Source organism: Pseudomonas sp. S2_B07 (assembly GCF_054668435.1).
In genome coordinates, this window is record NZ_CP162769.1 from 4,906,145 (window position 1) to 4,919,213 (window position 13,069).

The window sequence follows — 13,069 nt, forward strand, 5'->3', positions numbered from 1 at the left end:
GGGGCACCTGCGCAATGGGGTATGGGTGTTAGATGGGGCAGGTGGGGGGTGGTTTCAATGGCACGGGATATTTCAAGGTGTGTGTTCAGGGTCTGGACAGGTGAGTGTGTTGACCTGTCCAGTGTAGATGCACCGCGCCAACTTGCCCGCCTGATAGCCGACCCAGCAGTAGCAGATGAACCCAGTCCAATTGTAGGAGTGGGGTGACAAAAATAGTGGCCACAAAAAAGGCGACCCCCTCGCAGGAGTCGCCTTTCCATTAACCGCCGCTAGAACTTACTCGGACAGTTTGTACGCCATCACATAGTCGCCTTGCTTGGTGCCCAGCGACCCGTGACCGCCGGCAACAACCAGCACGTATTGCTTGCCGTCCTTGCCGGTGTAGGTCATCGGTGTGGTTTGGGCGCCGGCCGGCAGGCGGCCTTCCCACAGTTGCTTGCCGTTTTTCACGTCGTAGGCGCGCAGGTATTGGTCGAGGGTGCCGCTGAGGAACGCGACGCCACCGGCGGTGGTGAAGGTGCCGCCCAGGCTGGGTACGCCCATGCTCAACGGGATCGGAACCGGTGAGCTGTCGCGCACGGTGCCGTTCTTGTGCATCCAGACTTTTTCATGGGTGGTCAGATCGACCGCGGCCACGTAACCCCACGCCGGAGCCTGGCACGGCAGGCCCATCGGCGACAGCAGGGGTTCGAGGACGACGCCGTACGGCGCGCCTTTGTTTGGCTGTACGCCTTCGGTTTCGCTTTTACGCGGGCCTTGGGCAGCGATTTCCGCAGCCGGGATCAGCTTCGATTTGAAGGCCATCCAGTCCGGGTTCACGAACAGGATCTGACGCACCGGATCCACCGAGACACCGCCCCAGTCGAATACGCCGAAGTTACCCGGATAAACGATCGAACCTTGCAGCGATGGCGGGGTGAACGGGCCGTCGTAGCGCAGGGATTTGAAGGTGATCCGGCAGACCAGTTGGTCGAACGGCGTGACACCCCACATGTCGCGCTCTTTCAACGGCGGCGGCATGAAGTTGAGGTCGGACTTGGGTTGGGTCGGCGAGGTGTGATCACCGGCGACAGCGCCTTGTGGCACCGGCACTTCGTTGATCGGCACAATGGCTTTGCCGGTGCTGCGGTCCAGCACGTAGATGCTGCCTTGCTTGGTGGACGCGAGTACCGCCGGCTTCACGCCGTCAGCGGTTTTCAGGTCCATCAGGGTTGGCTGGCCGCCGACGTCCATGTCCCACAGGTCATGGTGGGTGAACTGGAAGTGCCAGCGCACTTTGCCGGTGGCGATGTCCAGCGCGGTCAGGCCGGCGGCGTGCAGTTCCGATTCAGGGGTGCGAGCGCCACCGAACTGGTCCGGCGTCTGGTTGCCCATCGGCAGGTAGAGCATGCCGAGTTTTTCGTCGACCGCGAACATGGACCACATGTTCGGCGAATTGCGGGTGTAGGTCTGGCCTTCGGCAATCGGCGTGGTGTCGTCCGGCTTGCCGCTGTCCCAGTTCCACACCAGTTTGCCGGTGTGCACGTCGAACGCACGGATCACGCCGCTTGGCTCGTCGGTGGAGACGTTGTCAGTCACGTGGCCGCCAATCACCACCAGGTCTTTGGTGACCGCAGGAGGCGAGGTGGAGTAGTAACCGCCGGCGGTGAAGCCGCCGATGTTGGCGCGCAGGTCAACCTGGCCCTTGTCGCCGAAGTCTTCGCACATCTTGCCGGTGTCAGCGTTGAGGGCGATCAGACGGGTGTCGGCGGTCGGCAGGAAGATCCGGCGTGGGCAGGCGTTGGTGACAGCGGCGCTGGCGCTGCCGGTCGGGCTCTGCTCGGAGGCGTAGACGGCGTCATCGTGGTACGACACGCCACGGCAGGTCATGTGCGCCCACCCCTTGAAGTTCGCCGCGTTTTGCGTGGAGAGCTTAGGGTCGAAACGCCAGATTTCCTTGCCGGTGTCCGGGTCCAGCGCGATCACCTGGCTGTGCGGCGTGCACACGTACAGCATGCCGTTGACTTTCAGCGGGGTGTTTTCAGCGGTGGTCTCGCCCGGATCGTTCGGACCCGGCAGGTCGCCAGTGCGGTAAGTCCACGCCGGGACCAGTTTGTGCGCGTTTTGCGGGGTGATCTGTGCCAGGGGCGAGTAACGATCACCGTGAGCGCTGCGGCCGTAGGAGTTCCAGTCGCCGTCGGGCATGGCCGGCGCGGTGTTGGTCATGCCGGGCACGCTGTCGCGGTCCAGTTGGCCTTTGATTTCACCCGGGCTGGTGAACTGGCTGGCCAATGCGGCCACGCCCGCCACGACCACGGCGACGCTCAGGGCGCCGGTGCCCATCGGTGCAGCACCTTCGCGCAGCAGCGGGCGACGGAACCATGGCAGCAGCATGACGATACCCAGCGCAAACCACAGCGCCAGGCGCGGCACCAGTTGCCACCAGTCGAGGCCGACTTCCCACAGTGCCCAAACGGTGCTGGCGAACAGCACCAATGCGTACAGGCCCAGCGCAGCGCGGCGGGCCATCATCAGCAGCACGCCGGTCAGCGTCAGGCCGATACCGGCCAGCAGGTAATACAGCGAGCCGCCGAGCATGCTTAGCTTGATCCCGCCTGCCAGCATGGCCAGGCCCATTAGCAGAAGCAGGATGCCGAGCAGGCTCGGCAACAGACGGCTTCGACTCAAAGCACCATCAGTGCTCATAGTGTGGTTCTCCGTGACGTTTTAAGTAGTCCCGCGCAAGTTCACTGTAGATGACGATCTGGCGTGGGCATGGTTCAGTTATAAAAGTGAAACTTGGTTAGAGCTTGTTCAGGTGTTGCAACCCTTGTAGGAGCAGTGCTTGCTCGCGATGGCGGTGTGTCAGACCGCATCTTCGTCAACTGACACTCTGTCATCGTGAGCAAGCTCTGCTCCTATAGGGGGGGTGGGTCAGAAGGATGAAGTGATCTTGATCCCGCCAATCAGGGCGTCATCGACCTGGTCCACGCCACCGGGATGGCGGATGTATTGCAGGTTCGGGCGCACGGTCAGCCAGTTCGTCACATGCACGCCGTAATAGAGCTCGGCGCTGTATTCAGTGTCTTGCGGCGGCAGGTACGACGGATCGTCGTAGTTGAAGACGGCGCGGGCCTGATTGGTCGCCTCGGCGTTTTTGCGGTAGGCCGGGTTGACGTGAACCCGGGCCAGGGCGAAGCCGATGTCGTCTTTGGCGCGCGCGTCGAACAAGCCCTTGTAGACCACGCCAGCCTGGACGTAGTTGTCGATGGCGTTGGTCTTCTTGTCGTGCATCGTGCCGTTGGCAAACACGTTCAAACCACGGCTGTTATCGCTGGCGACGCTGGTGATCTGCTGCTGAATGCCAAGCCACACGCCGTGTTTGCTCGATGCACTGCGATAGGCTTCGCCACTCAGGGCCGCCGGCTGACCATTGCTGTCCTTATAGACATCGGTGGCGCTGGCGCTGCTGTAGTAATAACCGGCGCGGTATTCGCCCGGAAGGCCGTTGAGTTTCGGCGTCCACACCAGTTCCACCGGCAAAATCGCGCCCTGGGTGCCGCTGCCGCTGAGCTTGAAACCGTTGTCGCGATCCAGGTTCGACGGGTTTTGCTCGTAGGCACCGACCTGCGCATACAGCTCCGGTGTCAGGTGATATTTGACGCGCAACGCCCATTGGCTGACCGGCCAGTTGTACCAGACGTCGCCGACCCAGTTACCGACTTGGGAGCCGCAGAACGCCAGGTTCTGGAAGTCGCAGGGGAAGCTGTTGAAGTCTTCGCCTTCGCCAAAACGACCGGCCTTAATGTCGAGCTTCTGGTCGAAGAATTTCTGCTGGTACCACATCTGCGTCAGGCGCCAGGTTTGCCCACGGCCCCAGACTTCCTGGGCCGAAGTAAAGCCGCCCACGCGCGGATCGTTGATGCGGTCGTTGCTGATGTTGTTGCCGTTGCGCTCGGTGATGGTCAGCTGAAATTCAGCGTCGTCCCAACCGAGGATTTTCTGCAAATCCAGGTGCGTGCCGAAACCGAACTGGTCGCTGTAGCGCGCGGTGCGGTCATGGTCGTAGCCGCCATGCAGGTTGCTGCCCATTTCGCCGGTGTAATCGACTTTGAAGTCGTAGCCTTTTTCCGCAAGTTCGGTGCGCGTGCCGTTCCAGTCGCCGAGCATCCACGGTGAATCGCTATCGAAGGCGGGCGCCGCCTGGGTGCAGGTGGCAAAGCCCAGTGCGGTGAGTCCACCGATCAGGTTCAGGGCTTTTCGGCTGGCGATAGCTGTGCAGACAGCGCTGTCTCGCGAAGTTTGAAAGTAAGGCATAGAGAAGAAATTCTGGGTCTTTTTCTAGGGAATTATGGAGTGCAGCAGGGCGTAAAGCAGTTTGAAGAAGCGTTTCAGCTTGGCGGCGCAAGGATAATGTTCTGTTACAAATAGAGAAAGGGCTTTTATGGACATGGATCGTTTCAGATTTGGTAACAGTGTCGGGCGGCGATCTTCAACGTCACCTACATTGACTGATAGCGCACGCAGCGCTTCCACCCGATCACACCCTCGGCTAAGGTGCGCGGCTTCCCACTCCTTACATCGCTCGAAGGCCCGGCATGACCGAACAGAACAACAACCCGCTGCATGGCGTGACGCTGGAACAAATCCTCAACGCCCTGGTTGAACATTACGAATGGTCGGGGCTGGCCGAGCGCATTGATATCCGCTGCTTCAAGAGCGACCCGAGCATCAAGTCGAGCCTGACGTTCCTGCGCAAAACCCCGTGGGCCCGGGAGAAAGTCGAGCGTTTGTACGTGAAGTTGATGCGCACCAAGCGACCGGTCTGAACATGCAGGGCTCGGTCGCGAGGCATCGTTTTGTGGCCGCTGCGGCGGTACTGGGCTGGGCGGGACTGGCCATTCAGCTGTACCTGATTCTGTATTCGCGCTGGACGCTGGATGCCAGGTTGATCGGCGGTCTGGTGAGCTTTTTCAGCTATTTCACGGTGCTGACCAACACGCTGGTGGCGACGGTTCTGACCTGCGAATGGACGTCTCGCGAGTCTGCGGCTCGACGCTGGTTTTTGCAGCCGTGGGTGAGCAGCGCGATTGCCGTGAGCATCGCTGTGGTGGGGCTGGCGTACAGCGTGTTGCTGCGGCATTTGTGGCACCCCGAAGGCTGGCAGTTCCTGGCGGATGAAGTGCTGCACGACATCATGCCGCTGCTGTTTCTGGCCTATTGGTGGCGGTGCGTGCCCAAAGGTACGTTACGGCTGCGGCACATTGGCCTGTGGGTGATTTTCCCGCTGGGGTACTTCGCCTATGTGTTGTGGCGCGGGCATCTGCTGGCGGTTTATCCCTATCCGTTCATTGATGTGGATAAGTTGGGTTATCCACAGGTGTTTGTGAATGCGGGGGGATTGTTGGTGGGGTTTGTGATCGTTGCGCTGATGGTGATCGGGCTGGATCGGTGGCTTGCCCGAAAGTGAACCTGAACTATGGCGAGGGAGCTGCTGTGGCGAAGGGGCAAGTCCCCTCGCCACAGGGAAGACAGGTAACCTTTAGTTATTCATCGTCGCTGTCATCCAATCGCCAGTAGCCGACTGCTTTGACCCTCTGCTCATTCAAGCCGTGCTCATCAAGCAAGACCCGCCGAATCTGCCGCGACACTTTGGTCTCCGTCGCCACCCACGCATAGAGATTGCCGCTCGGCACTTGCAGTTGCTTCACGGTCGTCAGCAGGTTGTCCTTGCCGCCCTCGCGCAGCACCCAGATCACATGGACCTGCGCGGCGCTTTCCAGGCGTTGTTGTTCAGCGCCGTTCTCCACTTCCACAACCACCAGCGCACGGCGATTGGCCGCCAGGCCTTCGAGGCGACGGGCGATGGCGGGCAGGGCGGTTTCGTCGCCGATCAGCAGGTAGCTGTCGAACATGTCCGGCACGATCATCGAGCCGCGTGGCCCACCGATGTGCAGGAACTGGCCGGGTTTGGCTTGCTCGGCCCAGGTCGAGGCAGGGCCGTCGCCGTGCAGCACGAAATCGATGTCCAGTTCCAGCGTGTCGAGGTCGTAACGACGTGGCGTGTAGTCGCGCATCGCTGGCATCGGCCCGTTGTCCTTGCCCGCGCCGAGCACCAGCGTTTCCAGCGCCGCGTGTTCCGCCGCGGTCTGCGGGAACAGCAGTTTGACGTGGTCGTCCGTACCGAGGCTGACGAAGCCGGCCAGCTCCGGCCCGCCCAGGGTAATCCGGCGCATGCGCGGCGTCAGGTCGACCACGCGCAACACTTGCAGACGACGGCGTTTGATTTCATGCATGACACGGTGGATGGATTGCACGATCACTTCACTCATTCGGCTTGCTCCTGAACGGGTTGAACGGCAGGGCCGTCGACGATGGCCTTGGCGGTGTTGTTGAGCAGGTCGCGCACCCGCAGGATTTCTTCCGGGCTCCAGCGGCCGTGGTGCATCTGCAAGGCGTGACGCAAGTTGTGCACCGCCTCGTGGATCTCGGCGGGGCGGTCATGACCGCGCAACGAGCGCTTGCTGACCTCGATGCGCATCCGCACGCCGTCCAGCGCAATCGCCTGTTCGGTCAATGACAGGCGTCCGGCGTCGGTGACGGTGTAGCGTTTTTTGCCGCCTTCGGCATCGCCCAGAATCATTTCGCTTTCTTCGAGAAAGGTCAGGGTCGGGTAGATCACGCCGGGGCTGGGGCAGTAGGCGCCGTCGAACATGCTTTCGATCTGACGGATCAGGTCATAGCCGTGGCAGGGCTGCTCCGCGATCAACGCCAACAGCAGCAGTTTCAGGTCGCCGGGGGCGAACACCCGGGGGCCGCGGCCACCGCGTTCACGGCCGGGGCCAGGGCGTTTCTCGAAGCCGTCGCGGCTGTCGCTATGGTCTCGGTGGGAATGATGGTCTCTCATTTTTGCGTCTTCTCTCGTCGTGTTTAGATACAACTTAAGATATATCTTTATGCGAGCGCAAGCCTACTGGACCAATGGTCGGTCTGCGCCACCGCTTGAGGGCCAGACGCGCTGAGCGAAGAGGAATACGGTATGGGTTGCTCTTTTAGAGCAATTAAACTAATCATGGAGGCTCATCGATTGATAATTGTTCCGCTGTTGCAAGATAAGTAGTCTTCATCTTTTGGAATTCAATTAGTTCCTATCTGTGTGCTTTTTCAGGTGAAAACTGTGTGTAGTATTTCTCTGAGGGTAAAACAATCGAGTTGGCGTTTTTCCAGTGTTTTTCCTATTGTTCGAACGCCGTTGTTACTACATGTTCTTCGGAAGTTGCGTACTTACTTTCTCATGGGATTGGACGATCATTCTTTGGCGTCGAAAGTTAAGCGAAATCGCCATCACCGTATGGAGAGATTTCCGCTTGCCCAACTTTCCTCGGTCCAATCCTTTGAAAAAATACAGGTACACAATAATGTTCAAGACGTTTGCAATCGCCGTTCCGATGACCCTTCTGGCCCTGAGCACTTCGATGGCGTTCGCGGCGGAAGAATCGCGCACCTCCATCAACATTACCGCTGATATTCCGAGCAAGGTCTTCCACGCTCAGCCTGTAGACAAAGACTTCGGCAAAGACGAGAAAATGCAGTATGTCGTCGGCTCCGGCACCCTGACGGAAGTCCGTGGCACCTATGATGTTCAACACACCAATGGCTCGGTCGGCGCTTATGTCGTGGGCGGTCCTACTCCGCTGTTCAATGGTAATCCAGCCTTGAACATTCCTCTGACTTACACCTTCAATGGCACGCCATTGACCGCTGATTCTCAGGAAGTCGTCGGCGACGCCGAGTCCAACGGTGGCATGCGCGCCGACCTGGTGATTACGGCAGAGAAGCCGGGCAACAGTCAGGTGGGGATCTACACCGCCAACCCGGTCGTCATCTTTGATGCCATTCCGCGCATCTGAAGTAAGCGCGTGCTGTAAGTAAGTTCTGTCTTACTTGGCAACGTTCACCGATCGCCAGGGAGGTTGTGCCTGTCGATCGGGTTTCAACGAATTTATCTTCAGAGTATTTCGTTCATGTTCCCGATGACTCCCATCGCGACGGCGCTTGCCCTATGTTTTTGTGCGACTGCCCTGGCCGCGCCAGCGGACAACGGCCACACACCCCGAAGTTTACTTGCGCAGGCCAAGGGATTACCGAGCGAGTTCGAAGAGCACTTCTTTGATGTGCCGCTGGCGGTGCGCGTGGAACTTGATCAACAGTTTCTCGGTGAGGCGATGGTCGTGCTGACCCGCGACGATCGAATAACCCTCGTTGACTTCACCGATGTCAGCGACAGCATGATCAAGCCCAGCGAGCGCGACATCTGGGCCAACTACCTGAAACAAGGCGTGGTGCTGGGCGCCTGCCAAGCCAATTGCCCCGAACAACTGCTGGCCGTGCACTACAGCCTGGAAAACTCGCTGGTGTCGATCCTCACGCAAAACGCCGAACGCGATGATCAGGTGCAGCGCTATTACAACCAGCCCGAAGGCGGCAGCACCGGGTTGATCGTGCGCAACCAGCTGAACCTCAATGGCGGCCAGAACCAGGACCTCGGTGGTCGATACGGTCTGGAAGCGAGCAGCAGCCTGGGCAACTGGACCCAGGCGGTCAACCTGCAGTTGTCACGCCTCGGTGGTGTGGACAATCAGCTCTATCACGCCATGCACGAGCTCTTTACCCAGCGCGAACTGGAAGGCAACTTCCTGCGCCTGGGCTTGTTCACGCCCACCTCGGAAGGCCTGACCCGTCAGCCGCGCTCCTTCGGCGCCAGCCCCGACACCGCGCTCGGCGTCATGTACGGCAGCTCCGACAGCCTGGCCATCAATAACCCGAAACCGGCGGTCTACCCGATCTATGTCACGGCCAATCGTCAGGGCTCGGTGGAGATCTACCGCGACGGCTTGCTGATCAATACTCAGGCGATACCCGCCGGTTTGCAGACCCTCGATACGCGGCCATTGCCCGGCGGCATCTATGACGTGGAAGTGCGGCTGATCGAAGACGGCCAGATCACCTCCAGCACGCAGGAGCTGGTCTACAAGCCCAACAATTGGCGCAATCATGACGAGCGCTGGCGCTACAACCTGTTTGCCGGGCGTGAATCGAAAATGCTCAGCAACTGGGATGAGCAGGCCGATGGCGACATGACTGCCGGCGCCGCATTCAACTTCCTGCTGCACCCGCGGGTGATTCTCGGCCTGTCGGGTCGGCAAGTGAAAGACACCCTGCAATACGGCACATCGGTCGACTGGGCCATCGTCCACAACGCCAGCGTCTTCGCCAACGTCTACAAGACCGAGGACTACGGCACCGGTTTCGACGTGCAGGGGCTTTATTCCTACGGCAGCGGCAGCCTCGTCGCCAGCCATAACCGCAGCTGGCTCGACACCACCCGGCTCTACGACACTTTGCCCGACGGCACGCGCGTGCGGCAGCGCAATGTATTTATCGGTCAGACCAGTAACTCGTCCTTGTCTCTCAATCATCGCCTCACCAGCAAAAGTTCGGTCAATGCCCGGGTGTCCCACAGTGAAGGCAACACCGAAGGCGTCGGCGTGGACCTGGGTTGGACTCAACGCACGCAACTGTTTGGCAGCGACGCCAATTGGCGCCTGTCGCTGTTCGACAGGCCGGGCAGCGTCAGTTCGGGCAATGATCGAAATCGCGGCCTTGACCTGAGCGTGAGCGTGGCGCTGGGTGGCCCGGGAGAACAGTTGTCCGGCAGCATCGGCACCCGCACCGATCGCGATGGCGGGCGTGACAACAATGCCTCGATCACTTACCGCAAAGACTTGCAGGACCACCTGCTGCAAAGCGTTTCCGCCACGGCGATCACCGACACCTATGGCATCGGCATGAACGCGATGGCGACGATGCAATCGGACCTGGCCAACGCCGACGGATTTATCCAGCGCTCCTCTTACAACAACGACTTCACCGGTGGTCTGAACCTCGACAGCACCGTCGCCGTCGGCGGGCAAAAAATGGTCGTGACCAGCCAATACCACCGCAACGGTGCGGGCATGATCATCGATGTCGAATCGGACATCGAAGACATCACTTTACGTGCCGACGATCTGAGCGGTGGCAGCGCAGTCCTCAAGCCCGGACGCAATTTTGTGCCGATCACGGCCTACAAAAGCAGCTCCGTCAGTTTCGATTTCGAAGGCAACCACGTGCCTGCCGCGACCATCCAGCCGGTTCGTTCCAGTTATCACCTGAACAAGGGCGGCGTGGATTATCGCCAGATTCGCGTGATGCGAACCCTCACTGTCCTCGGTCGCCTGATCGACCCCCAGGGCAACCCGCTCAAGGGCCATCACATCATCAACCACGCCAGTCGCGGGGTCAGTGAGGTGGACGGCTTCTTCTCCATGGAAATGAACGCCGGTTCCCCGACCCTGGAAGTGCGCCACGGCAACCAGTTGCTGTGCCAGTTCCGCCTCGACCCGAGCCGTGGCCGCACGGAAAACAACGTGCTGATGATTGGCGATCTGCGTTGCACGCCGGACACCCTGGCGGACCTGACGCTTGAGACGCCGACGGCAGGCTGATGCCCGACACCCCGAATTTTTTTATGAGGTAAATGACGATGAAACGTCGGTTGGCACTGATTGGTTTTTGTTTGTTCACCCAGACGGCACATGCCGGGCCGAACATCAATATCGGCACGGTCTACGACTACCTGGACGGTGACAAAAGTACCTTTTTGAAACGCGTCTATAACGGCGGCGACAGCACCGCTTTCGTCAAGGTCAACATCCTTGAAATCCTCTACGACGCCGATGGCAAGTCGCGGGAGGTGCCGCTCAAATCCAATGCCGAGGGCAATTCCCGGGATGGCTTGATGGCCAGCCCGGCGCGACTGATCGTGCCCGCCAGTGGCATGCAGGGCACGCGGTTGCTGTACATGGGCGAGCGCGACAAAGAGCGCTATTTCCGTGTGCGTTTCATACCGGTGGTGCCCGAGAAGGAAGACGAATTCGCCGTCTCCGGCGAGGAGCGTGAGCAGTACAAGAAAGCCCTGTCCGCCGGGGTCACGGTGCTGGCCGGGTATGGCGCGGTGTTTTTCGTTCGCCCCAAGGCCCCGCGTTACGCCAGCGTGATCGAAAACGAGGCGGCCAGGTACCGGATCCGCAATACCGGCAACACCGTGGTGGTGATCGATGAGTTCAAGGATTGCTCGGTCAAGAATGACCAGGACTGCCAGCCGACCACCAAGCATCATGTTCTGGCCGGCCGCCATTTCGAGTTCGAGAAACAGGCTGGCCGCGAGTACCGCTTCACGCTGGTTGAAGGCGAGAGCCGCAAGAAACTCGATGTGAAAGGCTGATGAGTATGTTCAGACAACTGACGGTCCTGATGGTGTCGGCAATGGCCTGCCAGGGTGCGTTCGCGGCCCGCGAAGTGCAGCACTTTGAAGTATTCGTGACGGTCCCGAGCCAGGCGTTTTACGTCATTCCCGCAGACCCCGGCTGGATTCACCGCGAACAGTCATTGCCATGGAATCTGACGACCTCGACCCTGGGCGGCTTGCGCAAGTATTTCGATGTGAAGAGCGAAGCCGGTTCCATCGAAGCCCGCCTTGAGGGCAGGCCTTACTTGTCTAACGGGACGCAGGCCCATGACATTGGATTGCGCGTGCTGTTCAACGAAAAGTTGTTGAACGAGGGGGAAAGCCGCGAGGTGGTTTCGCTGATCGACGCCGCGCAGGGCAAGCGGGTTTTACTGGAAGTGCTGCCTGTGCCACCCGCCGATGGGGTTTACAAACCCGGCAACTATTTTGGAAGCGTCAACATGGTCTTCAACGCGGTGTTGCCCAAATGATGAATTTATTGAATAAGCGATCAGCCCGGACGTTGAAGGGGGCTGCATCGGCCAGCCTGCTGTGTGCGGTGTTTGCCTTGCCCATACAGGCCGCTGTGATGGACATCGAAGCGGTGTTCGAGCCGGATTCGTCGGAGCCGAATAATAACGTGTTCGTTAACATGACCCCGTCCGAAGGTTTTTGCCGGCAGATTCCACAAGCCTGTGCGCCCTATAAGCTGTTCAGCCTTATTGCGCCTATTTCCTTCACGGCGAATGCGCCAATCCTGGCCAACCATGCGGACCCGCGGCAAGGAGGAATGGCCCGCGTTCCCTCGGACTGGAGAGAGGTGGTGGTTACCCACGAGTCGGGTGATAGCGAGGTGCTTTCCATTCGTATCGGCGGGATCGGGCACGAAGCTGCGATTCCCCGCCCTGTCACTGAACTGACCGGAGGAGGTTGGTGGGATGACTTGTGGGTAGGTGGCGGTTGGGCCTATGCGCCGATACCCTGTTCAAGTGTGGGTTGGCACTCGGCAGGGCCCTCGGGCTACAACAGTTTCTGGCGAGTCGCCAGAGGGGTGGGCGTGTGCAGCAAGACGGCGAAGTTCGATATTCCGCTTTCCTTTCGCTACCTTTACTTCGTGTTCGCTTATGAGCTGCGCACGCCTAACCCCCTGACCATGAAGTCGGGCAAATACACCGGCACCATGCCGTACACCGTCGGTCCACGTCAGGATTTCGACATGGGCGATGTCATGATCCCCAGTGACAACCAACTGACCCTCAACTTCTCCCTGGATGTTCGGCACACCCTCAAGGTCGAGATTCCACCCGGTGGCAATCGCGTTGAGCTGGTACCGCAGGGCGGCTGGCAAGCCTGGCTGACCCAAGGGCGCAAGCCCACACGGCTGTTTCGTGATCAGACGTTCAATGTGTCTTCATCGAGTCGCTTCAAGATGAACCTGGACTGCCAGTACAGCACCGATGGCAACCGCTGCTCGGTGCGCGACCCGGTTTCGGGCCATATCGTGCCGCTCGACGTCAGCGTGACCCTGCCCAATGGCCTGGTGGATGCCACCGATCAACCGGTCAGCCGCCGGCCGTTACGGCGCGACGGCATTGGTACCGAGCTGTTCCAGCCGCGCTTTTATGTCGATCGCAAACCGGGCACGTTGCACTTCGAAATTGCGCAGGATGAGGTCGAGGAGATGATCAAGCCCGGTGTCGCCAGAACGTACTCGGGCACTGTCACGGTGGTTTGGGATTCGCAGGTGGGTTAAGCGTGAAC

At 59.8% G+C, this 13,069-nt stretch carries 12 protein-coding genes; 7 read left to right on the plus strand and 5 right to left on the minus strand.

Annotated elements, in window-relative coordinates:
* Positions 1-276: 276 nt before the first annotated feature.
* From AB4N43_RS22620 to AB4N43_RS22630, 3 genes are all read right to left on the minus strand, one after another.
* Positions 277-2,685 carry a glucose/quinate/shikimate family membrane-bound PQQ-dependent dehydrogenase gene (locus AB4N43_RS22620; protein ID WP_460151960.1) on the minus strand — a complete coding sequence of 803 codons (2,409 nt, stop codon included), beginning with the start codon at positions 2,683-2,685 and terminating at the stop codon, positions 277-279.
* Positions 2,686-2,913: 228 nt separating this feature from the next.
* Positions 2,914-4,296 (minus strand): carbohydrate porin, encoded by a 1,383-nt coding sequence (locus tag AB4N43_RS22625; RefSeq protein ID WP_027922783.1) that lies wholly within the window; start codon positions 4,294-4,296, stop codon positions 2,914-2,916.
* Between the two features lie 24 nt (positions 4,297-4,320).
* On the minus strand, positions 4,321-4,515 hold the full coding sequence (locus AB4N43_RS22630; protein ID WP_155953710.1) for a hypothetical protein: 195 nt from the start codon (positions 4,513-4,515) through the stop codon (positions 4,321-4,323).
* 62 nt (positions 4,516-4,577) lie between these two features.
* Here AB4N43_RS22630 and AB4N43_RS22635 point away from each other — a divergent pair, with 62 nt between their 5' ends.
* Both AB4N43_RS22635 and AB4N43_RS22640 read left to right on the plus strand, forming a co-directional pair.
* Positions 4,578-4,808 carry a VF530 family protein gene (locus AB4N43_RS22635; RefSeq protein WP_007944895.1) on the plus strand — a complete coding sequence of 77 codons (231 nt, stop codon included), beginning with the start codon at positions 4,578-4,580 and terminating at the stop codon, positions 4,806-4,808.
* A 2-nt stretch (positions 4,809-4,810) separates the two neighbouring features.
* The gene (locus tag AB4N43_RS22640) at positions 4,811-5,449 is read left to right on the plus strand and encodes a Pr6Pr family membrane protein (RefSeq protein WP_460151961.1); all 639 of its coding nucleotides are present in this window, start codon (positions 4,811-4,813) and stop codon (positions 5,447-5,449) included.
* A 76-nt stretch (positions 5,450-5,525) separates the two neighbouring features.
* Here AB4N43_RS22640 and AB4N43_RS22645 read toward each other — a convergent pair whose 3' ends face one another.
* A complete protein-coding gene (locus tag AB4N43_RS22645) occupies positions 5,526-6,311 on the minus strand; it encodes a siderophore-interacting protein (protein ID WP_027922785.1) in 786 nt (261 codons plus the stop codon).
* Positions 6,308-6,886, minus strand: coding sequence for a PadR family transcriptional regulator (locus AB4N43_RS22650; RefSeq protein WP_027922786.1), 579 nt, complete (start codon positions 6,884-6,886; stop codon positions 6,308-6,310). The genes AB4N43_RS22645 and AB4N43_RS22650 overlap by 4 nt, the downstream gene beginning before the upstream one ends.
* A 511-nt stretch (positions 6,887-7,397) precedes the next feature.
* On the opposite strand from AB4N43_RS22650, the gene AB4N43_RS22655 reads away from it, so the two are divergent.
* The 5 genes from AB4N43_RS22655 (at position 7,398) to AB4N43_RS22675 (ending at position 13,061) form a co-directional block, all read left to right on the plus strand.
* Positions 7,398-7,889 (plus strand): CS1 type fimbrial major subunit, encoded by a 492-nt coding sequence (locus tag AB4N43_RS22655; RefSeq protein WP_027922787.1) that lies wholly within the window; start codon positions 7,398-7,400, stop codon positions 7,887-7,889.
* A gap of 114 nt (positions 7,890-8,003) precedes the next feature.
* On the plus strand, positions 8,004-10,526 hold the full coding sequence (locus AB4N43_RS22660; protein ID WP_059182212.1) for a TcfC E-set like domain-containing protein: 2,523 nt from the start codon (positions 8,004-8,006) through the stop codon (positions 10,524-10,526).
* A gap of 38 nt (positions 10,527-10,564) precedes the next feature.
* Entirely contained in the window at positions 10,565-11,305 is a 741-nt protein-coding gene (locus AB4N43_RS22665) for a pilus assembly protein (RefSeq protein ID WP_027922789.1), read from the plus strand.
* Positions 11,306-11,310: 5 nt separating this feature from the next.
* Positions 11,311-11,799 carry a CS1 type fimbrial major subunit gene (locus AB4N43_RS22670; RefSeq protein ID WP_027922790.1) on the plus strand — a complete coding sequence of 163 codons (489 nt, stop codon included), beginning with the start codon at positions 11,311-11,313 and terminating at the stop codon, positions 11,797-11,799.
* Positions 11,796-13,061 carry a hypothetical protein gene (locus tag AB4N43_RS22675; protein WP_194940588.1) on the plus strand — a complete coding sequence of 422 codons (1,266 nt, stop codon included), beginning with the start codon at positions 11,796-11,798 and terminating at the stop codon, positions 13,059-13,061. Before AB4N43_RS22670 ends, AB4N43_RS22675 begins: the two co-directional genes overlap by 4 nt.
* The last annotated feature ends 8 nt before the right edge of the window (positions 13,062-13,069 follow it).